Consider the following 26,105-nt stretch of genomic DNA (forward strand, 5'->3'; position numbering starts at 1 on the left):
GCGCGGCGGGGCCCTCAGTGCTGCAGGGAGGTGGTGAAGGCACCGCCGCGGATGCGCTCGGGAAACCCTTCCGCGTAGCGGGCGGTGGCCTCCTCGCCGTAGGTCGTGACGAGTTCCTGGAAGGCCGCGAACAGGGCGGCCTGGGCCATGCAGTCGGCGTCGAGCCCGTCCAGGCACCCTTCCGCGAACGCCTCGGAGACGTAGCTCAACGCGACGCGCTTCTCGTCCACATCGGCCTCGATGGGGGCGGTGGTGTGAGTCGAATCGAGCATGGCGTCAAACATCCTTCGCGCCCGACCGGAGGTCGAACGTTCCCGAGGATGATAGGCGGCTCCGCCGCGGCCGGCCAGCCAGGAATTGCGAAGCGGTTAACGCGACCGGTCGATTTGGCGCGATTTCCCAGGTCGCGTTCCGCTGTTGCGCGCCTGCATCATCCGCCGAACCGGCCGGCCAGCGCCTGCGACAGACGCTCGCCCTCGGCGACGAAGCGGGCGGCCGCCTCCTGCGCGGAGGGCGTGCAGATCCGATAGGTCACCGCATAGCTGCGGTAGCCGCGGTTGAACGCCCCGGCAAGGCGGTCGCGCCGCCCCGGTGTGATGCCCTCGGCGTCGATCAGCGCGCGCATCCGGCCGGACCACTCTCCGGCATCGGGCGCCGCGCAGAGCCCGCGCAGGAAGGCGAGCGAGCCGATGATCTCGGACAGGCGCATCAGGTCGCGGTCGTAGGGGGCCGGTTGTTCAGGGGGCGGAGCGGGCTCCTTCTCGGGCGCCTTCGGGGCGGCGCGGGTGGGATTCCGCTGCTGGGCGAGGGCGGGGAGGGAGGCGAGCGGCGCGCAGGCGGCGAGCAGACAGAGGAGAGCGGGCAATCCGGCTCTCGCTCCTTCGCGGAAACCCCTCACAGCACCGGCTCCAGAGCGCTCACGCGGGCGAAGGCCTCGGTCAGGGTACCGACGAGACCGGGCGTCGTGGCGAGTTCCGCCACCTCGTCGAGCCGTGCCCAGCGCACCCCGAGCGCCTCGGGCCCCGCCACCGGCTCGCCGCCCTGCCAGAGCGCCGCGTGCGGGTGCACGACGTAGTGATGGCGCGCGCGGCCCTCGGCGTCGCGATCGATGATCTCGGTCGGCGAGAGCACGCCGACGACCCGCGCTTCCAGCCCAACCTCCTCGCGCAGCTCGCGCAGCGCCGCCTCGGCCAGGGTCTCGCCGGCTTCCACGAGGCCGCCCGGCAGGGTCCAGACGCCGCGCATCGGCGCGTTGGCGCGGGCGGCGAGCAGCACCCGGTCGTCGCGGATCACCGCGATCGAGGCGCCGACGAAGGGGCGTGCCGGAAACAGGCGGCTCTCGGACTCGCTCACGGCTTCGCGCCCTCCGGTGCCACCACGGCGACGCGCCCGTCGGCGAGGCCGACGAGGATCCGCGCGCCCGTCCCGCGCCCCAGCACCGCGACGCCGTGCTCGGCCGCGGCCGGCAGCGCCGCCCGCAACCGCTCGGAGACGCCGCCCTTCACCGACACCAATGCGAGGGCCTGCCCGCCGGCGACCGGCAGCGCGAGGTCGGCATTCCCGGTTCCATCCGGTTCGACCGGCGCGGCGAGATCGGCGTCGGGCGCGCCCGCGCCGTAGCCCTCGGCCTCGGCCGCGAGCGTCACGGCGTCCGCTCCGAGCGTCCAGAGCTGGAGCACGCCGTCGCCCCGCAGGGTCGCCGCCTGCGGCGTGCCGGAGCGCGTGAAATCCGCCAGTGCGGCGATCCGCGTCGGCGCCGTCGGCTGGACCGGCGCGCGCGCCAGGACGCTCCAGTCGGCGCTCCCTGCCCGATGGCCGATCAGCGCGAGGCCGGACCCCGAGGTCCCGTCGAGGGTGGCCGCGAGGAAGGCGGGCCGGCCGGCGAGACGCAGGGCGCGCGGACGCGCGGACGCGAAGACGGAATCCGCTCCGGCCGAGACCGTCACGGTCTTGACCGGCACCGTCTTCGGCTCGGCGGTCACGCCCAGGGGCTGGCGCTCGCGGATGGTGAGGCCGGCCGCACCCGGGACGCCGGCGGCGCGGGTTGGACCGGTCAGGTAGGCCGAGAGCCCGCCGGAGACGGCTCGGCGCGAGCCCGGCAGAGCCCCGCGCGGCGTCTCGGCGGCAGCCAGGCCCTCGATCGCCTCGGCGCCGAGCAGGGTGGTGCGGACCGCGCCGTCCGCGAGCCCGAGCGCGGCGCCGCCGCCCTCGCCCCAGACCACGACGATGGGCGCGCTGTCCTCCTCGCCGGTCTCGAGGGCCGGGACGGCCGCGCGGGGCTTGGCCAGCGGCAGCAGGCCCGAGGTCGCGACCGCGACCGCGACCTCGCTCGCGGGGCCGCGCATCGCGGTGACCCGGAAGGGCAGGTCGAGCACCGTGACGGCGGGCTGGGCCACGGCCGGGGCCGCGATCGCCGCGACGAGCAGCCCCAGCACCGGACCGGCCCCGAACGGGCCGTCAGACATGCTGGCCGCCGTTGATGTGCAGCTCGGCGCCGTTCACGTAGGAGGAGGCCTCGGTGCACAGGAAGTAGATCGCCTTGGCGACCTCGTCCGGGGTGCCGAGCCGGCGCTGCGGGATCTGCTCGACGAGCTTCTCGGTGCCCGGCGAGAGGATCGAGGTGTCGATCTCGCCGGGCGAGATCGCGTTCACCCGCACGCCGAGGGGGCCGAAATCGGCCGCCATCTCGCGGGTCAGCCCCGCGAGCGCCGCCTTCGAGGTGCCGTAGGCCGCACCCGCGAAGGGGTGGACGCGCGAGCCCGCGATCGAGGTGACGTTGACGATCGAGCCGCGGGCGCGGGCGAGCTCGTCGCACAGGCCCCGCGCCAGCAGGATCGGCGCGAAGAAGTTGACCTGGAACACCCGCTGCCAGTCGGCCCAGCCGGTGGCGATCGCGCCGAGCCGCTCGCCCTCGGGGCCCTTGGGCGAGATGCCGGCGTTGTTGACGAGCGCGTGCAGGACGCCGCCCTCGGCCTTCAGGCGCTCGGCCACCTCGCGCACGCCGCGCATCGTGTCCTCGGCGTCGGCGAGATCGACCTGGAGGTGGTCCTCGGGGCCCATCTCCCAGGGGCAGTTCTCCGGGAAGGCGTGGCGCGAGCAGGTGATGACCCGCCAGCCGGCGGCGGAGAACCGCTTCACCGTGGCGTGGCCGATGCCGCGGCTCGCCCCCGTGAGGAGCATGATCCGTCGACGGTCGTTGTGGGGTGGGGCCACGGCCTGCCTCGCTGAGCATTCCGCGGCGGGCGAGCCGCGCCGCCGACGGGCTTGAGGGCCCGGTCTAAGCGCTGCAGCCGTGAAAATCCAGGGCGGCGACCCGCTCGCCGCCGCGGTGCAGCACGGCCGGCGCCTTGACCGGCTCGCTCCGCGCGGTGTCTGCGATGCGGCTCATCCGATCCGGAGCCCGCCGATGCCCGATCCCAGCCGCGACCGCCTCCCACCCCTCGCCGAGACGGCGCTGACGCCCGCACAGCGGAGGGCGGCGGAAGCTTTCGAGACCGCCCGCGGGACCCCTGTCTTCGGGCCGTTCTGGCCCCTGCTGCGCAGTCCCGATCTCATGCTGCGCGCGAGCGAGATGGGACTGTACCTGCGCTACGGCAGCGCGCTGCCGCTCGCGCTCAGCGAGTTCGCGATCCTGATCGTCGCGCGGCTGTGGAGCCAGCAGCTCGAGTGGCACATCCACCATCCGATCGCCCTGAAGGCCGGCGTCTCGCCGGAGACCGCCCAGGCGATCGCCGAGGGCCGTCGCCCGGAGGGCATGAGCGCGGACGAGGAACTGGTCTGGACCTTCTCGACCGAGCTTCAGCACAATCGCGCCGTCAGCGACCCGACCTACGCGGCGCTCGTCGCCCGCTTCGGCGAACGGGGCGCGGTCGATCTGGCGGGCATCAACGGCTACTACGCGCTGCTGGCCATGACGATGAACATGGCCCGCACCGCCTTGCCGGAGGGCGCCGAGCCGCCGCTCCGGTCGCTGACGCCCTGAGGGGCGGAGGCCGGCCTCAAGGGTAGAGCCGCGACCGCGTCCAGCCGTCGCCGGACCGGGTGAAGCGCACCCGGTCGTGCAGGCGATAGTCGCCGTTCTGCCAGAACTCCAGGCTGGTCGGCTCGATCCGGAAGCCGGTCCAGTGCTCCGGCCGCGGCACCGGCTCGTTCTCGTAGCGCGCGGCGAGTTCGGCCACGGCCGCCATCAGGGTCGCCCGGTCGGCGAGCGGGCGCGACTGCCGGCTCGCATGCGCGCCGAGGCGGCTCTGCGGGTGGCGGCTCGCGAAGTAGGCGTCCGCCTCCTCGGGCGTGACAGGCGTGACCGCACCGCGGGCGCGCACCTGCCGGCGCAGGCTCTTCCAGTGCAGCACCAGGGCCGCCTGTGGATTCTGGGCAAGCTCCTCGCCCTTGGTCGATTCCGTGTTGGTGTAGAAGACGAAGCCGCGCGCGTCGAAGCCCTTGAGCAGCACGATCCGCACGTCCGGCAGCCCGTCCGAGCCGGCGGTGGCGAGCGCCATCGCGTTCGGGTCCTCGGGCTCGGCGGCCTCCGCCTCCTTCATCCAGGCCGCGAACAGGGCGAACGGATCCTCGGCCAGGGTGAAGTCGGCCGGCACCGCGCCCGGCGCGTGGGCGGAATCACCGATCGTTAACGGCTCCACGGCTTAGTCCTCTCTCATGGCATCCGGTCGGGGGCACCGATGGGGCGCTCTAGCGTTGGGCCTCACGCGGTGGCGGAGAGTTCAGGTGTAATGCGGCAGGGCGCGTGTAAAGACCCCCGGGGGACCCCCGTCGGCCGGGCGTGCCGGCTCGTGATCGGCGCCGGGCTCCTCGCGCTCCTGTGCGGGTGCAGCCAGCCGCTTCTGGTGTTCCGTCAGGCGCCCGAGGAGCCCGCCCGCGCCGAGGCCGCGGAGGCGGGTGCCGAGCCGGCCGTCACCGGCAGCATCTCGAAGCGCCCGTCGAGCTTCGGCCCCGACCTGGGCGAGGAGGATTGGCGCCGCGCCCGGGCCGCGCTGGGTGTCGCCCTCGATCCGCAGGGCAACGGCCGCCCGGTGAAGTGGGACAACCCGGAATCGGGCCTGCGCGGATCGATCAACCCGACGGGGCTTCCCTATGTCGCCAACGACCTGATCTGCCGCGACTTCCTCGCCTCGGTGATCGCGCCCGAACGCAGCCGCTTCGTGCGCGGAACCGGCTGCAAGCCCTCCGGGGGCAGCTGGGAACTGCGTCACCTGCGCGCTTCCAGATCGGCCTGACGAGCCGGTCCGTCAGCGCGCCGCGCGGGCCATCCCCCGCGGCGCTTGACGGCGCGCGCAAAGGAGCCGACTTTCTCCGGTCAGGCCGTTGCGGAAAAGCAACACAGGTCCCACATCCGGGCCGAGATCGCCGGACAGGCGCGAACCGCCGGTCCGGCAACGGTGCACGACAGCCAGTCCCAAGAGGCCATGCGCAATCCCTACGACGTGCTGGGCGTTCCCAAGAACGCGAGCGAGGCCGACATCAAGAAGGCCTATCGCAAGCTGGCGAAGGCCCACCATCCCGACCGCAACAAGGACGACGCGAAGGCGAAGGACCGCTTCGCCGAGGCCAACAGCGCCTACGAGATCATCGGCGACGCCGACAAGCGCAAGCAGTTCGACCGCGGCGAGATCGACGCCGACGGCAAGCCGCGCGCGACCGGTTTCGAAGGGTTCGGCGGCTTCGGCGGCGGGCGCGGGGGCGGGGGCGGGGGCGCCTACGACTTCGACTTCTCCGGCCGGAGCGGCCGTGGCGGCGGCATGGGCGGTGGCGGCGGGATGGGCGAGGACATCTTCTCGCACATCTTCGGCGAGGCCTTCCGGGCAGGCGGCGCCGGTCCGGGCGCCGGGCAGCAGCGCCAGGCCGCGCGCGGCGAGGATGTCGCGGCCGAACTCAGCGTGACGCTGGAGCAGGTCGGCGGCGAGGAGAAGCTGCGCCTCGTCCTGCCCACCGGCCGCGAGGTCGACGTGGTGATCCCCAAGGGCGTGGTCGATGGTCAGACCATCCGCCTGCGCGGCCTCGGCCAGCCCGCCATGCGGGGCGAGCCGGGCGACGCGCTCCTCACCATCCGCGTGCTGCCGCACCCGCGCTTCAAGCCCGAGGGCGCCGACCTGCGCGTCAGCGTCGACGTGCCGCTGGAGGACGCGATCCTCGGAGGCACCATCCGGGTGCCGACGCTGACCGGTGCCGTCGAGATGAAGATCCCCGCGATGACCAGTTCGGGCCGCACCTTCCGCCTGCGCGGCAAGGGCCTGCCGAGGAAGGACGGCAGCCGCGGCGACCTGCTCGCCACCAGCGCGATCGTCCTGCCGCCGGCCGACGAGGCGGCCCTCACCGAGTTCGCGAAGACCCGCCGCGCCGCCAAGGCGGTCTGAGACCGGCCCCGCCGTCGCCGCCCCAGGCTTCCGTCAACGGTGAGGCTCCGCTAAGGAGACCCACGGCGCAGAAGGCCGCCCGGTCCCCGGACCGGGTGCACCTCTGGCGTCGGCGGCATTCTTCTCGGGTGAGTCATGGCGGATATCGGCGCGGGTGAGGATCGCGGGGCACGCACCGGGACCGGTCTCCTCGCCGGCAAGCGCGGCGTCGTCCTGGGCGTCGCCAACAACCGCTCGATCGCCTGGGGCATCGCCAAGAGCCTGCACCAGCACGGCGCCAAGCTCGCCTTCACCTACCAGGGCGAGGCCCTCAAGAAGCGCGTCGAGCCGCTGGCCCGCGAGGTGGACGCCCACGTGGTCGGCCATTGCGACGTCACCGACCCGGCCTCGATCGACGCCGTCTTCGCCGAGACCGCGAAGGTCTTTCCCGAGGGCATCGACTTCGTGGTGCACTGCATCGCCTTCTCGGACAAGGACGAGCTGACGGGCCGCTACATCGAGACCTCCGAGGGCAACTTCTCGAAGTCGCTCCTGATCTCGTGCTACTCCTTCACGGCGATCGCCCAGCGGGCCGAGAAGCAGATGCGGGAGGGCGGCTCGCTCCTCACGCTGACCTATTACGGCGCCGAGAAGTGGATGCCGCACTACAACGTCATGGGCGTGGCCAAGGCCGCGCTCGAGGCCTCGGTGCGCTACCTCGCGGCCGATCTCGGCCCCTCGAACATCCGCGTCAACGCGATCTCGGCCGGCCCGATCAAGACGCTGGCCGCCTCGGGCATCGGCGATTTCCGCTACATCCTGAAGTGGAACGAGTACAACGCGCCGCTGCGCCGGACCGTGACGATCGGCGAGGTCGGCGAGACCGCGGCCTATCTCGTCTCCGACATGAGCCGGGGCATGACCGGCGAGATCCTGCACGTCGATGCGGGCTACCACGTCGTCGGCATGAAGAACCCGGACGCGCCCGACCTCAGCCTCGACAGGGACTGAGGTCGAGCCACCGTGCCCGAACGGCCGTCCGAAGACCCTCAGTCGGGCACCTTCAGGTCGGCGATGCCCCGCGGGGCCTCGGGGAATTGCGGGTCCATCGCCTCCAGCGTGTCGGCGATGGTGCGGGCGATCACGAGGTTGCGGAACCACTTCCGGTTGGCCGGCACCACCTGCCAGGGCGCGTGCGGCGTCGAGCACTGGTTCAACGCGTCGTCGAAGGCGGCCTGGTAGGCGTCCCAGGACTTGCGCTCGACGAGGTCGGCCGGATCGAACTTCCAGTGCTTCTGCGGGTCGGCGATGCGGGCCTCCAGCCGCTCCCGCTGCTCGTCCTTCGAGATGTGCAGGAAGAACTTGAGGATCGTCGTGCCGGAGGCTGTGAGCAGGCGCTCGAAATCGTTGATCAGGTCGTAGCGCATCCGCCAGACCGGCTCGGGCACGAGGCCCTTCACCCGCACCACCAGCACGTCCTCGTAGTGGCTGCGGTTGAACACGCCGATCATGCCGCGGCCGGGCGTGCGGGCGTGGTAGCGCCAGAGGAAGTCGTGATCGAGTTCCTCCGCGCTCGGCACCTTGAACGAGGCGACCGCGCATCCCTGCGGGTTCACGCCTTCGAGCACGGCGCGGATGGTGCCGTCCTTGCCGCCGGTGTCGATCGCCTGCAGCACGATGAGCAGGCTGCGGCGGCGCTCGGCGTAGAGCCGCTCCTGCAGATCCTGGATCCGGGCGCGTTCGGCGGCGAGCATGGCCTTGGCCTCCTGCTTGTCGAGGCCGCCGTCGGCGTTCGGATCGATCGCGGCGAGGCTGAAGGGGCGGCCCGGCTCGACCGTGACGACGCCCGCCGCTGCGCGGACCGGCGGCAGCGCGATGGCCGCCCCCTGGCGCCGCTCGATCCGCTCCGCCGCGTCCACCCAGTCGGCGGAGGTCGGCGGATGTGGATCGGGTGCGGAAGAGCCGCGCAGCTTTGTCGCGGGTTTCGGGGCCTTGTGGGATGCGCGGCGCTGCTGTCCCTGCTTCTTTGGCATGAAACTCTCGTCGTCCGGACAGAGGCCGTCCGATCAGGCATCTGAGGAGGAATCGTGAGCTTGGCAACGACCGGCGCGCCGCCGCGTTCCGAAACCTGCGGGGACGCGGCCTCGTCCTCGATCCGGGCTACCATGCGGACCATCTACTTCATCCGGCACGGCCAGACCGCGTGGAACGCGGAAGGACGCCTGCAGGGCCAGCGCGACATCGACCTCAACCCGACCGGCGAGGCCCAGGCCCGCGAGGTCGCCGACCGGCTGGCCGATGTCGCGGGCGACGACCTCGCCACGGCCGATTTCGTGGCGAGCCCGCTCACCCGTACCCGCCGCACCATGGAGATCCTGAGGGCGCGCCTCGACCGCGACCCCACCGCCTACCGCGCCGACGACCGGCTCCGGGAGATCAACTTCGGGGCCTGGGAAGGCTCGACCTGGGCGGAGATCCGGCGGCGCGACCCCGGCGGAGCCCACGCGCGCGACCGCGACCGCTGGCGCTACCGCCCGCCGGGGCTCTCGGGCGAGAGCTACGCCATGCTGACCGAGCGCGTCGCCCCGGTCCTGGCCGAACTCGGTCCCGCGACCGTGATGGTGGCCCATGGCGGCGTCGCGCGGGCGGTGCTGGTGGCGCTCGGCCATCTCGACGCCTACGCCGCCCCGCGCATCGGGATCCGACAGGGCGTGGTTCTGGTGCTCGATGCGAAGGGCTGGCGCTGGGCGTGAGAGCGCCGGGCCGATCCGGCGTTCCACCCGGATTCACTCTTCCGGCCCTATGGTGCAGGCGTGCCGGTGGATCTATCTCCGGCCCCGCCCCGATCTCGGCGCGATCGGGGGTTAGAGCGCGCCGCGTCCCGGTCTTTGTTCCGGACGCGACCGCGGCGCCTCGCCGGGGCGCGGACGACAGGTATCCGGTCGAGGGCCGGAAGCGGAGTAGCGTATGAGCAGTCTCGCCGAGGGTATCCGGCCCGAGACGGATGGTGGCGAGGCGGATCGGCGCGCGCGCTCGGCCGGCCGCGCCGTCCTGCGCGGGCCTGTCCGGCCCGACCTGATCCGCGACGAGGTTCTCCCCGAGATCTTTCGCAAGACCGCCCGCCTGCGTGGCGCGCACCCGGCGCTGATCGACGGCGCGACCGTGGTCGCGGGCGGGCGCCACCCGCACCTCACCTACGCGGAGGTCCTGGGGCGTGCCGAGCGGATCGCCGCCGGCCTCGCCCATCGCGGGATCGGGCCCGGCGACGTGGTCGGGCTCTGGATGGCCCGTGGGCCCGACCTGCTCGTCGCGCAGGTCGGCATCGCCCTGTCGGGCGCGGCCTGGTTGCCCTTCGACGCGGAGGCGCCGGCCGACCGCGTCGGGATCTGCCTCGACGACGCGGCCGCCGCGGCGCTCCTCGTCTCGGAGGCGCTGGCCGCGCAGGCACCGGACGCAGCTCCCGTGCTCACGACCGCTGCCCTCGACGCGCAGACGCCTGCCGGTGCCCCCGTGCCCGACCCGCGCGCGGCCGGTCTGACGCCGGGCCATCCCGCCTACCTGATCTACACCTCCGGCTCGACCGGCGTGCCGAAGGGCATCGTCATCAGCCACGCCAACATCTGCCATTTCCTGCGCTCGGCCAACGCCCTCTACGGGATGCGGGCGGACGACGTGGTGTTCCAGGGCGCCTCGGTGGCCTTCGATCTCTCGATGGAGGAGATCTGGGTGCCCTACCTCGTGGGCGCGACGCTCTTCATCGCCTCGCCGACGATGATGGGCGACCTCGAATCGCTGCCGGGCATCCTGGAGGCGGAGGGCGTCACGGTGCTCGACACCGTGCCGACGCTGCTCGCCATGATCGCGGGCGACCTGCCGCGGCTCCGGCTCGTGCTGCTGGGCGGCGAGGCCCTGCCCGAGCCGCTGGTCGCGCGCTGGGCGACGCCAGGGCGCCAGCTCTTCAACACCTACGGGCCGACCGAGGCGACGGTGGTGGCCACCGCCGCCGAGATGCGCCGGGGTGAACCCGTCACCATCGGCGGGCCGATCGCCAACTACACCGTCTACGTGGCCGACGAGGCGCTCAACCTGCTCGGGCCCGGCGAGCAGGGCGAGTTGCTGATCGGCGGCCCCGGCGTCGCGGCGGGGTACCTGAAGCGGCCCGAGCTGACGGCCGAGAAGTTCGTCCCGAACCCCTTCGGTGGGGACGGCATCGACCCGGTGCTCTACCGCTCGGGCGACGCGGTCTCGCTGGACGCGGCCGGCAACATCCTGTTCCACGGCCGTATCGACGATCAGGTCAAGGTCCGGGGCTTCCGGGTCGAACTCGGCGAGATCGAGTCCCGCATCCGGGCCGAGGCCGGCATCAATCAAGCCGCGGTGGTGCTGCGCGCCGACGACGGGGTCGATCGCCTCGTCGCCTTCCTGGTGCCGGAGCGCGGCGCGGAGATCGACCGCTCGATCCTGCGCCGCGCGCTCTCCGAGCAGATGCCGCCCTACATGGTGCCGGCCCATTACGAGGTCGCCGAGAGCCTGCCGCGGCTCACCTCCGGCAAGGTCGACCGCAAGGCGCTCCGCATCGCCCCGCTGACGGTGGTCGCGGCCGAGGCCGACCAGGAGCCGCCGAGGAACGAGACCGAGGCGGCGCTGCTGGCGGCCGCCCAGCAGGTCTTCGGCAATCAGCCGATCGACCTCGCCGGCGACTTCTTCGCCGATCTCGGCGGCCACTCGCTGCTCGCCGCCCGCTTCGTCTCGGCGGTGCGCGAGGTTCCGGCGCTCGCGGGCATCACCCTGCCGGACGTCTACCGCGAGCGGACGCTCCGGGCGATGTCGGACGTGCTGATCGCCCGCACCGGCGGCGTCGGCGCCGAGGCTGCCGTGCGCGACCTCGCCTTCGCGCCCCCGCCGCTCCTGCGCCGGGCGCTCTGCGGCCTCGCCCAGGCCATCGCTCTGCCCTTCGTGATCGCGCTCGCCACCTCCCAGTGGCTCGGCATCTTCGTCACCTACCTGCTGCTCACCGGCGGCGGGCTCGGCTTCTTCGGCGAGATGGCGGTGCTGCTCGCCGTCTATGTCGGCATCAACGCGGTCACCGCGACCGTCGCGGTCGCGGCCAAGTGGTTGGTGCTCGGGCGGACCCGGCCCGGGCGCTACCCGCTCTGGGGCGTGTACTATTACCGCTGGTGGCTGGCCCAGCGCCTCGCGCCCCTGGTCCACGTGAAGTGGCTCCAGGGCTCACCCGCCATCGCGATCTACCTGCGCCTGATGGGGGCCAGGATCGGACGCGACGTGCTGATTTCGGACATCGAGATCGGGGCACCGGACCTCCTGACCATCGGCGACCGCGCCTCGCTCGGCGGACGCCTCGTGATCGCCAACGCCGAGATCGTCGGCAACGAGCTGGTGATCGGCCGCGTGGCGATCGGCGCGGAGGCCGCCGTCGGCACCTCCTGCGTGGTCAGCCACGACACCGTGATCGGCGACTACGCCGAGATCGCCGACCTCACCACGGTCCCGACCGGCTCACGCGTCGGCCGGGCCGAGCGCTGGGACGGCTCGCCGGGGCGCCGGGTCGGCACGGCGGATCCCGCGGCCCTGCCCGCCCAGGCGGAGGCGTCGCCCGGCCGCCGCGGCCTCTTCCTGGCCCTCTACGTCCTGCTGCTCGCCGCGATTCCGGCGGTCGGCCTGCTGCCGATCTTCCCGGCCTTCTACATCTTCGACCAGATCTCGGACTCGCTCAGCGACCTCACCGACATCGACTACCACTTCTACCTGCCGCTGCTGACTTGGCCGACCGCCATGCTGATGACGGCCGGCACGGTGCTGCTCATCACCGGGATCCGCTGGCTCGCGCTGCCGCGCACGCGCTCGGGCACCCACTCGGTCCATTCCTGGTTCTACCTGCGCAAGTGGTCGCTGGCGCTCGCCGTCGAGGTGACGCTGGAGACGCTCTCCTCGCTCTTCGCCACCGTCTACATGCGGGCGTGGTACCGGCTGATGGGCGCCCGGATGGGGCAGGGGGCCGAGATCTCCACGAACCTCGCCGGGCGCTACGACCTCGCGGAGATCGGGGCGAAGAACTTCGTGGCCGACGAGGTGGTGTACGGCGAGGAGGAGATCCGCCGCGGCTGGATGCATCTGGCCGAGACCCGCACGGGCGCGCGCGTCTTCGTGGGCAACGACGCCGTGGTGCCGCCGGGTGCGGTGATTCCGGACGACGTGCTGATCGGCATCAAGTCGAAGCCGCCGGAGAACGCCGCGATGGCTCCGGGCGAGACGTGGTTCGGCTCGCCGCCGATCCGCCTGCCGGCGCGCCAGCGGGTCGATCTCGGCTCGAACGCCCAGACCTACGAGCCGGGCCTCTGGCCGAAGCTGCGCCGCGGCATCTTCGAGGCCTTCGCGACCTCGTTCTCGCCGATGCTCTACATCACCCTCGCGATCACCGCGATCGACTGGTACTTCTATCCCGCGATCCTGGAGCGGGATTGGTGGGGGCTGGCTTTCGCCTTCGTGGCGGTGAGCGTGGTCATCGCGCTGATCCAGTCCTCGGCCGTCATCGGGATGAAGTGGCTGCTGATGGGCGTCTACAAGCCCGGCATGCGCCCGATGTGGTCGTGGTGGGCGATGCGCACCGAGGCGATCGCGGTGGCCTACTGGGGGCTCGCCGGCAAGGTGCTGCTGGAGCACCTGCAGGGTACGCCCTTCCTGCCCTGGGTGCTGCGCCTGTTCGGCGTGAAGGTGGGACAGGGCGTCTGCATGCTCACCACCGACGTCACCGAGTTCGACTGTGTGGAAATCGGCGATTACAGCGTGATCAATCGGACCTCGGCGCTGCAGACGCACCTCTACGAGGACCGCATCATGAAGATCGGCCGGGTGAAGATCGGCCGCGGCGTCTCGGTCGGCGCCTTCGCGACAGTGCTCTACGACACGAAGGTCGGCGACTACGCGCGGCTGCGCCCGCTCACCATCGTGATGAAGGGCGAGTCGATCCCCGCCAGCACCGAGTGGGAGGGCGCGCCGGCCGTGCCGGTGGTGCACGCACCGGAGGCGCAGAAGGCCGCGGTGTAACGTTCCCTCCCCCGCAGAAGGGGGAGGGTGTGCGATCCGCTACGCCACCTCGTCCCGGCCGCCCAGCCGCTTGTCGAGATAGGTGTCGACGGTCTGGGTCAGCTCGTCGACCTTGCCGTCGAAGAAGTGGTTGGCGCCCTCCACCATCTGGTGCTCGATGATGACGCCCTTCTGGGTCTTCACCTTCTCGATCACCGGCATCACCTCGCGCGCCGGGGCCACGCGGTCCTCCGAGCCGTGCACGAACAGGCCCGAGGACGGGCAGGGCGCCAGAAAGGTGAAGTCGTAGCGGTTGGCCATCGCGGCGATCGAGATGAAGCCCTCGATCTCGGGGCGGCGCATCAGGAGCTGCATGCCGATCCACGAGCCGAACGAGACGCCCGCGATCCAGCAGGACTTCGCCTCCGGGTTCACCGACTGCACCCAGTCAAGCGCGGCGGCCGCGTCCGAGAGTTCGCCCGAGCCGTGGTCGAACGCGCCCTGGCTGCGGCCCACCCCGCGGAAATTGAAGCGCAGGGCCGCGAATCCGCGGTTGGCGAAGGTGTAGAAAAGATTGTACACAATCTGATTGTTCATCGTACCCCCGAATTGGGGGTGCGGATGCAGGATGATCGCGATCGGGGCGCCGCGCTTCTTCGGCGCCTGATAACGGCCTTCCAGTCGGCCGGCCGGACCGGTGAAGATGACCTCGGGCATACTTGTCTCTGACTCCTGTGGCGGATGCAGGTGCACGCCTGCGTCACGCCGCGCTTCGTCCCGCGACCGCCTTGACTCGGCTCGCGCCCGACTTACAAGCGCTCTTAGAACGGTTCTAGGCGATTAGAATCGTTCTAAAATAAGGTTCGGTCGCGATCGGCACACCGGTGCTGCTTCGGCCAAACCCTTCGCGCGTCGTCGTTCCTCGGCCCTGATCGTGCGGGTTCCGCGGGGGCTTAGCACGATGGTGGGGGCGAAAAGCAAGGAAATGTCACACCTGAGGATGACGAAGAGCCGATGAGCCCGGAGCGCGCCTATCTCGACCACAACGCCACCTCGCCGGTCCGGCCCGAGGTTGCGGCTGCGGTCGCGCGCGCGCTGGCACTGCCGGGCAATCCCTCCTCGGTGCATGCCGAGGGCAGGGCGGCCCGGGCCGCCCTCGAGGCCGCCCGCGCCCAGGTTGGCCGGCTCGTCGGCGCCCCGGCCTCCCGCGTGGTGTTCACCAGCGGCGGCACCGAGGCGGCCAACGCCGCGCTGTCGGGTGCGCTGCGTCGCGCCGGCTCGCCCGCGCCGACCCGCTTGCTTGTCGGTGCGACCGAGCACCCCTGCGTCGCCGTCGGCCACCGGTTCGCGGAGGGCGCGGTCGAGGTTCTGCCGGTGACCGCTGCGGGCGTGATCGACCTCGGCGCGCTGGCCTCCCGTCTCGATGCCCTGCGCGACGAGGCGGTCCTGGTCTCGGTCCACGCGGCCAACAACGAGACCGGCGTGGTCCAGCCGCTCGCCGAGATCGTCGCTCTGGCCCGGCGGCATGGGGCCGCGCTGGTGCACAGCGACGCGGTGCAGGCGGCCGGGAAGATCGCGTTGGATTTCACCGCCCTCGGCCTCGACGCCCTGACGCTGTCCGGCCACAAGTTCGCCGCCCCGAAGGGCGTCGGCGCGCTCGTGCTCGGCGCGGGCGTGAGCCTGGAGGCGGCCTTCGTCCGCGGCGGCGGCCAGGAGGCGCGCCTGCGCTGCGGCACCGAGGCCCTGCCGGCCCTGGTCGGTATGGGCGTGGCGGCGGAGATCGCGCATGCCGTCCTTGCGGAGGAGGGCGCCCGGCTGGCGGGCCTGCGGGACGCGCTGGAAGCGGGCGTTCTGGCGCGTGCTCCCGACGCGGCGGTGTTCGGCGCGGACGCGCCGCGGCTGCCGAACACTTTGAGCTTCGCCGTGCCGGGCCTCGACGCGCCGACCGCCCTGATCGCCCTCGACCTCGCCGGTGTCGCGGTGTCGTCGGGTTCGGCCTGCGCGTCCGGCAAGGTGGCGCGCTCTCCCGTGCTTGCCGCGATGGGCGTGAGCCCTGCGCTCGCCACGGGGGCGCTGCGCGTCAGTTTCGGCTGGAATTCGGGCATTGAGGACGCATCGCGGTTTCTCGACGCCTTCGAACGGGTGATTCACACCCTATATAAGCGGCGAGGGGAAGCGGCCCGAGCCGCGTAGAACCCAAGCCATCCGAGAGACAGCCCCGGTCCTTGAAGCCGGTGATGCTTAGGAGACGCTGATGCCTGCTGTGCAGGAAACCATCGACCGGGTCCGTTCGATCGACCTGGACCAGTACAAGTACGGGTTCGAGACCGTGATCGAGATGGAGAAGTCCGAGAAGGGCCTCTCCGAGGACGTCGTCCGCTTCATCTCGGCCAAGAAGAACGAGCCCGAGTGGATGCTGCAGTGGCGCCTCGACGCCTACAAGCGCTGGCTCACCATGAAGGAGCCGGAGTGGGCGCGCGTCTCCTACGACCGGGTCGATTACGACAACATCTACTACTACGCCGCGCCGAAGCGGAAGGGCCCCGAGTCGCTCGACGAGATCGATCCCGAGATCCTGAAGACCTACGAGAAGCTCGGCATCCCGCTGCGCGAGGTCGAGGTGCTGGAAGGCATCGCGCCGGAGCGCCGCGTCGCGGTCGACGCCGTGTTCGACTCGGTCTCGGTCGCCACGACCTTCAAGAAGGAGCTCGAGAAGGCCGGCGTGATCTTCATGCCGATCTCCGAGGCCATCCGCGAGTACCCGGACCTGGTGCAGAAGTACCTCGGCTCGGTCGTGCCGGTGACGGACAACTTCTTCGCGACGCTCAACTCGGCCGTGTTCTCGGACGGCTCGTTCGTCTACATCCCGCCGGGCGTGCGCTGCCCGATGGAGCTGTCGACCTACTTCCGCATCAACGAGCGTGACACCGGCCAGTTCGAGCGTACGCTGATCATCGCCGACAAGGGCAGCTACGTCTCGTACCTTGAGGGCTGCACCGCCCCGAAGCGCGACGACAACCAGCTCCACGCCGCGGTGGTCGAACTCGTCGCGCTGGACGACGCCGAGATCAAGTACTCGACCGTCCAGAACTGGTACCCGGGCGACAACGAGGGCAAGGGCGGGATCTACAACTTCGTGACGAAGCGCGGCGATTGCCGCGGCGCCCGCTCCAAGATCTCGTGGACGCAGGTCGAGACCGGCTCGGCCATCACCTGGAAATACCCGTCCTGCATCCTGCGCGGCGACGAATCCCGCGGGGAGTTCTACTCGATCGCGGTGTCGAACGGTATGCAGCAGGTCGATTCCGGCACCAAGATGATCCACCTCGGCAAGAACACGACGAGCCGGATCATCTCGAAGGGCATCTCGGCGGGCCGCTCGCAGAACACGTATCGCGGCCTCGTCTCGGCCCACAAGAAGGCCAAGGGCGCCCGCAACTTCACGAACTGCGACTCGCTGCTGATCGGCGACCAGTGCGGCGCACACACCGTGCCCTACATCGAGTCGAAGAACGCGTCGGCGGTCTTCGAGCACGAGGCCACCACCTCGAAGATCTCCGAGGAGCAGAAGTTCTACTGCCAGCAGCGCGGCCTCTCCGAGGAGGAGGCGACCGCGCTCATCGTCAACGGCTTCGTCCGCGACGTGCTGCAGCAGCTGCCCATGGAGTTCGCCGTCGAGGCCCAGAAGCTGATCTCGATCAGCCTGGAAGGCTCGGTGGGCTGATCGCCTGGGCGATCCTTACGAAGACGACGTGCTGCGGGCGGCCCACCGGCACTGCTCGCGGCACGCCGACGAGGTGACGAGCAGCGCCGCGTGCGGCTGTTTCTACTGCCTGGAGATCTTCGCGCCGGACGAGATCGAGGAGTGGATCGCCCAAGAGGGCACCCCCCTCTGCCCCCGGTGCGGCATCGATGCGGTGATCGGCGACCTCTCCGGCTTTCCGGTAGCCCGCCGAGCCTTCCTGCAGGCGATGCATCGGCTATGGTTTTGAAGGACTTGGACTAGAATGCTTGAGATCAAGAACCTCGTCGTGCAGATCGAGGACAACCGTATCCTGAATGGCCTCAACCTCACCGTAAAGGACGGCGAGGTCGCCGCCATCATGGGCCCGAACGGCTCGGGCAAGTCGACGCTCTCCTACGTCATCGCCGGCAAGGAGGATTACGAGGTCCTCGACGGCGAGATCCTGCTCGACGGCCACAACCTGCTCGAGATGGAGCCCGACGAGCGCGCCGCCGCCGGCGTGTTCCTGGCCTTCCAGTACCCGCTGGAGATCCCGGGCGTCGGCACGATGACCTTCCTGAAGGCCTGCATGAACGCGCAGCGCCGCGCCCGCGGCGAGGGCGAGATCTCGACCCCCGACTTCATCCGCGCGGTCAACGCGGCGGCCGACCGGCTCGAGATCAACAAGGAGATGCTCAAGCGGGCGCTGAACGTCGGCTTCTCCGGCGGCGAGAAGAAGCGCATGGAGATCCTCCAGATGGCGCTCCTGCAGCCGAAGTTCTGCGTGCTCGACGAGACCGATTCGGGCCTCGACATCGACGCCTTGCGCATCGTCTCCGAGGGCGTCAACGCGCTGCGGGCTGAAGGACGCTCCTTCCTCGTCATCACCCACTACCAGCGGCTCCTGAACCACATCGTGCCCGACACCGTGCACGTCATGTCGAAGGGCCAGATCGTGAAGACCGGCGGCAAGGAGCTGGCGCTGGAGCTCGAGGCCTCCGGCTACGCCGAGTACCGCACGAGCGAGGCCGCGTAAGCCATGGCCGAGATCGCAAACCTCCGCTCCCCCGCCGAGGCCGGCCTCTCGAAGCTGTTCGAGTCGTCCCGCCAGGCCTTCGCCGCCGAGACGGCCATCAGCCGCGAGGAGGCCTTCCGCTTCTTCGAGGCGACCGGCCTGCCGAGCCGCCGGGTCGAGGCCTTCAAGTACACGGACCTGCGCGCCGCCATCACCGAAGCCGCCCCGCCGGCCGAGGCGCCCGCGCTCGACGTTGCCAAGGCAGCGGTCGCCGGGGCCCGGGGCTTCGCCGGCATCGAAGCCGCGCGGCTGACCTTCGTCAACGGCCACCTCGTGCCCGAGCTGTCCGACCTCGACCGGATCCCGGAGGGCGTCACCGTCGTCCCGATGGGCGAGGCTCTGGCGAAGGGTGATGCCGGGCTGAAGCTGCTCGCGCCCGTCGCCCAGGCGCGCGAGAACCCGATCTATCAGCTCAACACCGCCTTCCTGGCGGACGGCGCCCTGATCACGGTGGCGGCGGGCGCCAAGCCCGAGACGCCCGTGCACCTGCGCTTCGTCGGCACGGGCGAGACGCCGTTCTCGACCGCGACCCGCGTGCTGGTGCAACTCGGCACCGACGCCGAGTTCTCCCTGCTGGAGAGCCACGAGGGCCCGAACGGCGTGACCACGCAGCCGAACGACGCGCTCGACGTCGTCATCGGCGAGCGGGCCGCCTTCCGGCACACCCGGCTCAACATCGAGGGCGACGCAGCGATCGCGCTCTCGACCCTGTCGCTGAAGCTCGAGCGCCAAGCCAGCGTCGAGAGCATGAACTTGGTGACGGGCGCGGTGCTCTCGCGCCACCAGATCTACGTGCACATCGCGGGTGACGACACCAACGTGGTCGTCAACGGCGCCGCCATGCTGCGCTCCGGCCAGCTCGCCGACTCGACGCTCCTCGCCGACCACGCGGCTGTCGGCGGTGTCGGCCGCGAGCAGTTCAAGACGGTGATCGACGGCGACGCCACCGGCGTCTTCCAGGGCAAGATCATCGTTCGGCAGATCGCGCAGAAGACCGACGGCAAGATGAAGTCCGACTGTCTGCTCCTCACCGACGAGGGGCAGATGATGAACAAGCCGGAGCTTGAGATCTTCGCCGACGACGTCGCCTGCGGCCACGGCGCCACCTGCGGCGCGCCGGACGAGGATCTGCTCTTCTACCTGATGGCCCGCGGTCTGCCGCGCGCCGCCGCCCAGAGCCTGCTCGTGCAGGCCTTCGTCGGCGAGTCGGTGGAGGCCGTCACGCACGAGGGCGCCCGCGCGGCGCTGATCGGCGAGATCGAGGCTTGGCTCGCCGCCCGCGCTTGATGCGCCCAACCCTCCCCCCACTGGAACTCGGGCTTGCCCGAGTTCCACAGATGGGTGCCCAGATCGGGCAAACCCGATCTGGGTGGGGGAGGGTGCCGAACGGAGTGAGGCGGGAGAGGGGACACCGCTTCAAGCAGAGGCTCGATATCGATGCCGAACTCCGTCGCTCCCCTCGCCCGACCCTCGCCGACGCGAGGGCCACCCCCTCCCGCGAAGGGGAGAGGGAGATCCGCGAGCGTGACCCGATGAACGCACCCGTCCTCAACACCGGCTACGACGTCGCGGCGATCCGTCGGGATTTCCCGATCCTCGCCCAGCAGGTCTACGGCAAGCCGCTGGTCTACCTCGACAACGCGGCCTCGGCCCAGAAACCGCGGCAGGTCATCGACGCGATGGTCTCCTGCATGGAGACGGGCTACGCCAACGTCCATCGCGGCCTGCACTACATGGCCAACGCCGCGACCGAAGGGTTCGAGGGCGCGCGCGAGACCACGCGCCAGTTCCTCAACGCGGCCTCCACCGACGAGATCATCTTCACCCGCAACGCCACCGAGGCCTACAACCTCGTGGCCTCCTCCATGGGCTGGGCCGGTCTGATCGGGGAGGGGGACGAGATCATCCTCTCGATCATGGAGCACCACTCCAACATCGTGCCCTGGCACTTCCTGCGCGAGCGCCGCGGCGCCGTGATCAAGTGGGCGCCGGTCGATGACGACGGGAACTTCCTCGTCGAGGAGTACGAAAAACTGTTCACGCCGCGCACCAAGATGGTGGCGATCACCCACATGTCGAACGTGCTCGGCACGGTGACGCCGGCCGCCGAGATCGTGCGCATCGCCCACGCCCACGGCGTGCCGGTGCTGCTCGACGGGGCGCAGAGCGCGGTGCACCAGCCGGTCGACGTGCAGGCCCTCGACTGCGACTTCTTCGTCTTCACCGGCCACAAGGTCTACGGCCCGACCGGGATCGGCGTGCTCTACGGCAAGAAGGCGTGGCTCGACCGGCTGCCGCCCTACCAGGGCGGCGGCGAGATGATCCGCACCGTCAGCCAGGACGCGATCACCTACAACGACCCGCCGCACCGCTTCGAGGCCGGCACGCCGGCGATCGTCGAGGCGGTGGGGCTGGGGGCGGCGCTGGAATACATGATGGCAATCGGGCGCGAGACCATCGCGGCGCACGAGGCGCGGCTCACCGCCTACGCCCAGGAACGGCTCGGCGCGATGAACGCGGTCCGGCTGATCGGTACGGCGAAGGACAAGGGCGGCGTGATCGCCTTCGAGATGAAGGGGGCGCACGCCCACGACATCGCTACCGTGATCGACCGGCAGGGCGTGGCGGTCCGCGCCGGCACCCACTGCGCCATGCCGCTGCTCCAGCGCTTCGGTGTGACCTCGACCTGCCGGGCCTCGTTCGGCCTCTACAACACCACGGACGAGATCGACGTGCTTGCGGAGGCGCTCGCGAAGGCCGAGATGCTGTTCGCCTGATTCTTTTACGACGCGGCCCGCCGGCGCGGCCCGAGGAGGTTTGGATGAGTACCGATGCGACCATCACCGGCGGCGCCAACGCCCCGAAGGTCGAGGGCGCCTCGGCGATCCCGCCGGCCGAGCTCGACCGTCTGACCGACGAGATCGTGACGGCCCTGAAGAGCGTCTACGACCCCGAGATCCCGGCCGATATCTACGAGCTCGGCCTGATCTACCGGGTCGATATCGGTGACGACCGCGCGGTCGCGATCGACATGACGCTGACCGCCCCGGGCTGCCCGGTGGCCGGCGAGATGCCGGGCTGGGTCGAGAACGCGGTCTCGGCGGTGCCGGGCGTGCAATCCTGCACCGTCACGATGGTGTTCGACCCGCCGTGGGACCAGAGCCGGATGTCCGACGAGGCCCGCGTCGCGCTGGATATGTGGTAGGGCGCGGCGATCAGGCCGGTGTGCCACCGGCCTCGAACTGCATGTCGTCGTAGATGTCGGCGAGCGCGAGCCGCGCGCCGATCTCGGGCAGGTCGATGATGTCGGCCATCGCCTCGTAGGTCTCGGCTTCCCAGGCGTCCTCCCGGCGGCGATACAGGACGGCGCCCGGGAAGCGCGTCTCCACGAGGAGGATGCAGCGGAGCGTCGGGTGGCGCCGGTACTCGTCGAGCTTGCGGAAGCGGTCGATGCTGCTGGTCGAGGGCGAGAGCACCTCGACGACGAGACGCGGCGGCCGGCTCTCGTAGGTGTCGCGGACGAGGTCGGCGCACTCCACCGTGACGTCGGGACGCCGCAGGGTCGCGATCCCGGTGCGCAGCGCGATGTCGTCCGTGGTCGGCCGGCAACCGCTGCCGCGGAGCTGGTTTCCCAAGCTGATGATGATGTTGACGGTGGCCCGGTCGTGCTGGGCGCTGGCGCCGGTCATCATCTTCACGTGGGGTACCGGCACGCCGTCCACGAGTTCGTAGAGCCCGTCCTGCCCGAGCTGCCACTGAAAGAACTCCTCCAGCGTCATGCGCCGCATCGCGGGTTCGGCCATCGCGTCCTCCTCGGGGTGGATCCTAGCACGGAAGGCCGGAGTCGTGGCCGCGATGCGGTGGACCGGAGCGGGCGCGATGCTTATCTCTGGGGCGTACCAGAACACGCACCCGCCCGGGCCTTGAACCCGGAGGCAGGAGAGCGAGACGATGTCAGGTTTCAAGGTGATGTCGCTGACCGATGCGGCGGCGACCCGGATCAAGGCCATCATGGCAGACGCGGAGCGCCCGATCGCGGGCCTGCGCGTCGGCGTGCGGAACGGCGGCTGCGCCGGCATGTCCTACACGATGGAGTATGCCGAGGCGCGCAACCCCGGCGAGGACGTGGTCGAGGACAAGGGCGTCAGCGTCTTCATCGATCCGAAGGCGGTGCTGTTCCTGCTCGGCACCGAGATGGATTTCCAGACGACGAAGCTCGCCTCGCAGTTCGTGTTCAACAACCCGAACCAGACTTCGGCCTGCGGCTGCGGCGAGTCGGTCGCGATCACGCCCGCGAGCCCGGAGCGCCTCGGCGCCCCGGCCTGAGGGCACCCGCTCAGGCGACGTCCTGAAGGACGTCCGCCCCGACGGAATCGTCGATGGTCCGGTTGCGGCCCGCGCGCTTGGCCGCGAACATGCAGAGGTCGGCCCGCTCGAGCAGCGAGACGGGCGAGTCGCCGGCCTTGTGGACGGCGACGCCGACCGAGACGGACACCCGGCCCAGGGACTCGCCGGTCGAGCGCTTGACGAGGTCGCGGCCCATCACGCTCTGTCGCACGGCCTCCGCGATCACCCGCGCCTCCGCGCGCTCCAGGCCTGGCAGGACGATGCCGAATTCCTCGCCGCCGAAACGGGCGAGCGTGGCCTGCGGGCCGGCCGATTCGCGCATCACGATCGCCACGAGCCGCAGCACCTGATCGCCCGTGAGATGACCGTACAGGTCATTGAAGCGCTTGAAGAAGTCGATGTCGAGGACGACGAGGCTCATCGGAGTCCCCGTGACGGCGGCGGACTCGACGGAGGTTCGCAGCACCTCCTCGAAATGCTTGCGGTTCGATAGGCCAGTAAGCGGATCGGTCAGGCTCTCCAGCCGAGTCGCCTCCAGCTTCTCGCGCAGCATCTCGATCTCGGCCCGGCTCTCGCGCATCCGGGCTTCGAGCACCCGGTTGCTGGTGGCGACCTCCCGCGTCTTGCCGACAAGGGTGCCGACGATCTCGCGGACGCGCTCGCGGGTGACCGCATTCTGCGTCAGGTCCTGGCTGAGGCTCGACAGCGAGGCGTTGTAGGCGGCGGCTGAGCCGACCGAGAGATCGAGCATCTCCATCACGCCCGCGATCTCGCTGAGCATGGTCGCACTGGTCTCGCCCGCGATGTCGGCGAGGCGACCACCCGCGAGGTGCTGCTCGAACAGCGCGTCGGTGTCTGCCTCGGTCAGGGCCTGCTTCTGCCCGATCAGCCGCTTGAGCGCGTCGTTCATCAGCGGATGGTGGCCCGCGACGTAGCTGTACCAGACCGTGTAGGCGCGCGGCGTGGCCGACGGCCCGTAATCGCGCATCAACTCCTGCACCCTCTGGGCGAGGGCGAAGCTGTAGTCGCGATCCGCGTGGCGCCCCTGGCTCATCCTGGTCCTGTCGCTGCTTGGGCTCGCGCCGCGTCGGCACAGGCCAGCCCAGATGCACTGTAGGGACGAGGGATGGATGGAGTGTTAAAGCCCGCCGGCCGAGAACTAACTTATGTCGAGAACCCGACAGTAGGAAGGCTGCAATTCGGGCTGCAACCGCTGCACGAATGTAGAACCGGGGCCGATATGACAGTCGAGCCCCGCGCCCTGAGTAGTCGTGCGGGCCGGAGGCGTCACGACTCCCGCTTGACGGGTACCGGCCGGAGGAGGAAGGCCGGAACGTGCGAACCGAGGCCGACCGGCGTATCGCCGTCGGCTTCCGGCCGGCGGGACGGGCGGCGCTCGTCGCGCACCCGCTCCGGCACCGCGGTGCGGACAGCCGGTTCCGGCATGCGCGGGGGGGCTTCGCTGCGCTCGCGCTGGGGCACGGCCCGTCGGCTGCCGCGTCCCTCGCCGCGCGTTTCCGCGGCCTTGCCACGGCTGCGCCGCTCCGTCCCCGAACGGGAGCCGCGATGGCGCGTGCGCGTCTCCTCGCTCCCCGACTCGTCCTCGCTGACGGAGGTGAGGTCGCCGTCGAGCCAGGGGATCGGCTTGCCGATCAGCGACTCGATCGCCTGGAGGGAGCGGTCGTCGCCGCTGCCCACGAGCGTGAACGCGGCACCGGCCCGGCCGGCCCGGCCGGTGCGGCCGATCCGGTGCACGTAATCCTCCGGATGGTGCGGCACGTCGAAGTTGAAGACGTGGCTCACCGCCGGGATGTCGAGGCCGCGCGCGGCGACGTCCGAGGCGACGAGGAGCGGGGTCTCGCCCGCGCGGAAGGCGTCGAGGGCCGCCATGCGGGCGCGCTGGTCCATATCGCCGTGGAGCGCGGCGGCGCCGAAGCCGTGTTTGACGAGCGATTTCTGCAGCAGGGCCACGTCGCGCTTGCGGTTGCAGAAGATGATGCCGTTCTTCAACTCCTCCGCATTGCGGATCAGCCGGCGCAGGCGGTCGCGCTTGGCGTGGCCCTCGGAGCCCGTCGCGACGAGGCGCTGCACGATTGTCTCTGCGGTCGAGGCGGGGCGGGCCACCTCGACGCGCTGCGGGTTGTGCAGGAACATATCGGCCAGGCGCTCGATCTCCGGCGGCATGGTCGCCGAGAAGAAGAGCGTCTGCCGCGTGAAGGGCACCATCTTCACGATGCGCTCGATGTCGGGGATGAAGCCCATGTCGAGCATGCGGTCGGCCTCGTCGATGACGAGGAGTTCGACGCCGGTCAGCAGCAGCTTGCCGCGCTCGAAATGGTCGAGGAGCCGGCCCGGGGTGGCGATCAGCACGTCGGTGCCGCGGGTCAGCTTGGCGTCCTGGTCGGCGAAGGAGACGCCGCCGATGATCAACGCTACGTTGAGCTTGTGGTTGGTGCCGTAGCGCTCGAAATTCTCCTCGACCTGCGCGGCGAGCTCGCGCGTCGGCTCGAGGATCAGCGTGCGGGGCATCCGGGCGCGGGCGCGGCCGGTCTCCAGCAGGGTCAGCATCGGCAGCGTGAAGGCCGCGGTCTTGCCGGTGCCGGTCTGGGCGATGCCGAGCACGTCGCGCCGGGCGAGTACGTGCGGGATGGCCTGAGCCTGGATCGGGGTCGGTTCGGTGTAGCCGGCGGCCGAGACGGCCTGCAGGACCTTGTCGCTCAATCCGAGGTCGGAGAAGGGCATCAGATATGTGAACCGTTGCGCGCGGGATCGGACCAGCCGGCGCGGAGGGGTCGGTCGCTGCAACGGCTGCCGGGTCGGCATGGGCCGGATGGCGCAGCGCAGTCGGCCGACTCGTCGGGAACCTGGCCTGGAACCCACCGTGCACGTAAGTGTGCCAGACACTTAGGACGTTGCTGCCTCTTGTCAATCTTGTGCTGGCGCGATCGCCCTGTTTTCCGTGGGGAATTCGCCGCGCGACCCGCGCCTCGGACTGCCGCGGCACATGGTGGTGCGATCCCGGCGGTGTGATCCCGGCGGTGTGATCCCGGCGGCGCGATCCCGGCGGCGCGGGCGCGATCGCGCCGGCGATCCCTGAGCGATCCCGTGGCCGGAAGTAAAAAGCCGGCCTCCGGTTATTATGCAGGCTTCGGATGCGCCTGCGCGGATCTCCGCGCAGGCGCGCCGCGGTTTCGCCTCAATTGATCCGGCGCGCCGCCGCCGGCTAATCAGCTTCCCGCCTGCTATAACCTCCATGTGCGCGGGAGCACATCCGCTCCGGGATCTGCCTGCGGCCAGCGTAAACTTCACCTTTCGTTGAGAGCTCCGGTTTTATCTGGCCGAGCTTGTTGCAGGAAAGCGACAGACCCCTCGGCCACGAGGACCTACAAGCGGCCCGGCTTTGCCACACAGGACCCAGGACCCAATGAAAAAGCTTCTCCTCGCTTCGACCGTGCTCGCCGGCCTGACCGCTGCCGCCTCGGCCGCCGACCTTCCGCGTCGCGCCGCTCCGCCGCCGGTCTTCACGCCGGTGCCGGTCTTCACCTGGACGGGCTTCTACGCCGGT

At 70.7% G+C, this 26,105-nt stretch carries 25 protein-coding genes; 14 read left to right on the forward strand and 11 right to left on the reverse strand.

Annotated features, from left to right (window positions below; genetic code table 11):
* Positions 1-14 precede the first annotated feature (14 nt).
* The 5 genes from MFF56_RS09545 to MFF56_RS09565 form a co-directional block, all read right to left on the reverse strand.
* Positions 15-272, reverse strand: coding sequence for a hypothetical protein (locus MFF56_RS09545; protein WP_066924936.1), 258 nt, complete (start codon positions 270-272; stop codon positions 15-17).
* A gap of 158 nt (positions 273-430) precedes the next feature.
* Positions 431-865 carry a TIGR02301 family protein gene (locus MFF56_RS09550; RefSeq protein WP_238229968.1) on the reverse strand — a complete coding sequence of 145 codons (435 nt, stop codon included), beginning with the start codon at positions 863-865 and terminating at the stop codon, positions 431-433.
* Between the two features lie 29 nt (positions 866-894).
* Positions 895-1,353, reverse strand: a complete 459-nt coding sequence (locus MFF56_RS09555; protein ID WP_066918658.1) for an NUDIX hydrolase — start codon at positions 1,351-1,353, stop codon at positions 895-897.
* Positions 1,350-2,465, reverse strand: a complete 1,116-nt coding sequence (locus MFF56_RS09560; RefSeq protein ID WP_066918660.1) for a hypothetical protein — start codon at positions 2,463-2,465, stop codon at positions 1,350-1,352. The genes MFF56_RS09555 and MFF56_RS09560 overlap by 4 nt, the downstream gene beginning before the upstream one ends.
* Positions 2,458-3,180 (reverse strand): SDR family NAD(P)-dependent oxidoreductase, encoded by a 723-nt coding sequence (locus MFF56_RS09565; protein WP_238229973.1) that lies wholly within the window; start codon positions 3,178-3,180, stop codon positions 2,458-2,460. Before MFF56_RS09565 ends, MFF56_RS09560 begins: the two co-directional genes overlap by 8 nt.
* 226 nt (positions 3,181-3,406) lie before the next feature.
* Between MFF56_RS09565 and MFF56_RS09570 the strand changes: the two genes are divergently transcribed.
* Positions 3,407-3,982 carry a carboxymuconolactone decarboxylase family protein gene (locus MFF56_RS09570; RefSeq protein ID WP_066927422.1) on the forward strand — a complete coding sequence of 192 codons (576 nt, stop codon included), beginning with the start codon at positions 3,407-3,409 and terminating at the stop codon, positions 3,980-3,982.
* Between the two features lie 16 nt (positions 3,983-3,998).
* Here the strand turns inward: MFF56_RS09570 and pdxH are convergent, their stop codons facing one another.
* Complete coding sequence (pdxH, locus tag MFF56_RS09575) at positions 3,999-4,577, reverse strand: pyridoxamine 5'-phosphate oxidase (RefSeq protein WP_197430761.1); 579 nt, start codon at positions 4,575-4,577, stop codon at positions 3,999-4,001.
* Positions 4,578-4,730: 153 nt separating this feature from the next.
* Between pdxH and MFF56_RS09580 the strand changes: the two genes are divergently transcribed.
* From MFF56_RS09580 to fabI, 3 genes are all read left to right on the forward strand, one after another.
* Entirely contained in the window at positions 4,731-5,234 is a 504-nt protein-coding gene (locus MFF56_RS09580) for an RT0821/Lpp0805 family surface protein (protein ID WP_066927425.1), read from the forward strand.
* 189 nt (positions 5,235-5,423) lie between these two features.
* Positions 5,424-6,371 carry a DnaJ C-terminal domain-containing protein gene (locus MFF56_RS09585; RefSeq protein ID WP_238229969.1) on the forward strand — a complete coding sequence of 316 codons (948 nt, stop codon included), beginning with the start codon at positions 5,424-5,426 and terminating at the stop codon, positions 6,369-6,371.
* 135 nt (positions 6,372-6,506) lie between these two features.
* The gene (gene fabI / locus MFF56_RS09590; RefSeq protein ID WP_066919174.1) at positions 6,507-7,361 is read left to right on the forward strand and encodes an enoyl-ACP reductase FabI; all 855 of its coding nucleotides are present in this window, start codon (positions 6,507-6,509) and stop codon (positions 7,359-7,361) included.
* Positions 7,362-7,399: 38 nt separating this feature from the next.
* Here the strand turns inward: fabI and MFF56_RS09595 are convergent, their stop codons facing one another.
* Positions 7,400-8,383 (reverse strand): polyphosphate kinase 2 family protein, encoded by a 984-nt coding sequence (locus tag MFF56_RS09595; protein WP_066919172.1) that lies wholly within the window; start codon positions 8,381-8,383, stop codon positions 7,400-7,402.
* Positions 8,384-8,515: 132 nt separating this feature from the next.
* Here MFF56_RS09595 and MFF56_RS09600 point away from each other — a divergent pair, with 132 nt between their 5' ends.
* A complete protein-coding gene (locus MFF56_RS09600) occupies positions 8,516-9,103 on the forward strand; it encodes a histidine phosphatase family protein (protein WP_066919170.1) in 588 nt (195 codons plus the stop codon).
* Positions 9,104-9,317: 214 nt separating this feature from the next.
* Positions 9,318-13,415 (forward strand): Pls/PosA family non-ribosomal peptide synthetase, encoded by a 4,098-nt coding sequence (locus tag MFF56_RS09605; RefSeq protein WP_066919168.1) that lies wholly within the window; start codon positions 9,318-9,320, stop codon positions 13,413-13,415.
* Positions 13,416-13,454: 39 nt separating this feature from the next.
* On the opposite strand, the gene MFF56_RS09610 is transcribed toward MFF56_RS09605, so the two are convergent.
* A complete protein-coding gene (locus MFF56_RS09610; protein ID WP_066919166.1) occupies positions 13,455-14,111 on the reverse strand; it encodes an alpha/beta hydrolase in 657 nt (218 codons plus the stop codon).
* Positions 14,112-14,408: 297 nt separating this feature from the next.
* Here MFF56_RS09610 and MFF56_RS09615 point away from each other — a divergent pair, with 297 nt between their 5' ends.
* The 7 genes from MFF56_RS09615 to MFF56_RS09645 all read left to right on the forward strand — a co-directional run bounded on the left by MFF56_RS09615 (position 14,409) and on the right by MFF56_RS09645 (position 21,398).
* On the forward strand, positions 14,409-15,587 hold the full coding sequence (locus MFF56_RS09615; protein ID WP_066919164.1) for a cysteine desulfurase family protein: 1,179 nt from the start codon (positions 14,409-14,411) through the stop codon (positions 15,585-15,587).
* 61 nt (positions 15,588-15,648) lie between these two features.
* The gene (gene sufB, locus MFF56_RS09620) at positions 15,649-17,118 is read left to right on the forward strand and encodes a Fe-S cluster assembly protein SufB (RefSeq protein ID WP_066919162.1); all 1,470 of its coding nucleotides are present in this window, start codon (positions 15,649-15,651) and stop codon (positions 17,116-17,118) included.
* A gap of 28 nt (positions 17,119-17,146) precedes the next feature.
* A complete protein-coding gene (locus MFF56_RS09625) occupies positions 17,147-17,386 on the forward strand; it encodes a cytoplasmic protein (protein ID WP_066919160.1) in 240 nt (79 codons plus the stop codon).
* A 15-nt stretch (positions 17,387-17,401) separates the two neighbouring features.
* The gene (gene sufC / locus MFF56_RS09630; protein WP_066919158.1) at positions 17,402-18,154 is read left to right on the forward strand and encodes a Fe-S cluster assembly ATPase SufC; all 753 of its coding nucleotides are present in this window, start codon (positions 17,402-17,404) and stop codon (positions 18,152-18,154) included.
* A 3-nt stretch (positions 18,155-18,157) separates the two neighbouring features.
* Complete coding sequence (locus tag MFF56_RS09635; RefSeq protein WP_066919156.1) at positions 18,158-19,480, forward strand: SufB/SufD family protein; 1,323 nt, start codon at positions 18,158-18,160, stop codon at positions 19,478-19,480.
* Between the two features lie 245 nt (positions 19,481-19,725).
* Entirely contained in the window at positions 19,726-20,970 is a 1,245-nt protein-coding gene (locus MFF56_RS09640) for a cysteine desulfurase (RefSeq protein ID WP_066919154.1), read from the forward strand.
* A 44-nt stretch (positions 20,971-21,014) separates the two neighbouring features.
* Positions 21,015-21,398, forward strand: a complete 384-nt coding sequence (locus MFF56_RS09645; protein WP_066919151.1) for an SUF system Fe-S cluster assembly protein — start codon at positions 21,015-21,017, stop codon at positions 21,396-21,398.
* Between the two features lie 10 nt (positions 21,399-21,408).
* On the opposite strand, the gene MFF56_RS09650 is transcribed toward MFF56_RS09645, so the two are convergent.
* Complete coding sequence (locus MFF56_RS09650) at positions 21,409-21,996, reverse strand: Uma2 family endonuclease (protein WP_066919149.1); 588 nt, start codon at positions 21,994-21,996, stop codon at positions 21,409-21,411.
* Positions 21,997-22,144: 148 nt separating this feature from the next.
* Here MFF56_RS09650 and MFF56_RS09655 point away from each other — a divergent pair, with 148 nt between their 5' ends.
* Complete coding sequence (locus MFF56_RS09655) at positions 22,145-22,519, forward strand: HesB/IscA family protein (protein WP_066919147.1); 375 nt, start codon at positions 22,145-22,147, stop codon at positions 22,517-22,519.
* Positions 22,520-22,529: 10 nt separating this feature from the next.
* Here the strand turns inward: MFF56_RS09655 and MFF56_RS09660 are convergent, their stop codons facing one another.
* Complete coding sequence (locus tag MFF56_RS09660; protein WP_066919145.1) at positions 22,530-23,594, reverse strand: GGDEF domain-containing protein; 1,065 nt, start codon at positions 23,592-23,594, stop codon at positions 22,530-22,532.
* 233 nt (positions 23,595-23,827) lie between these two features.
* Positions 23,828-25,282, reverse strand: coding sequence for a DEAD/DEAH box helicase (locus MFF56_RS09665; protein ID WP_066919143.1), 1,455 nt, complete (start codon positions 25,280-25,282; stop codon positions 23,828-23,830).
* Positions 25,283-26,105 lie beyond the last annotated feature (823 nt).

The organism is Methylobacterium hispanicum, assembly GCF_022179285.1.
Lineage (GTDB): Bacteria > Pseudomonadota > Alphaproteobacteria > Rhizobiales > Beijerinckiaceae > Methylobacterium > Methylobacterium hispanicum.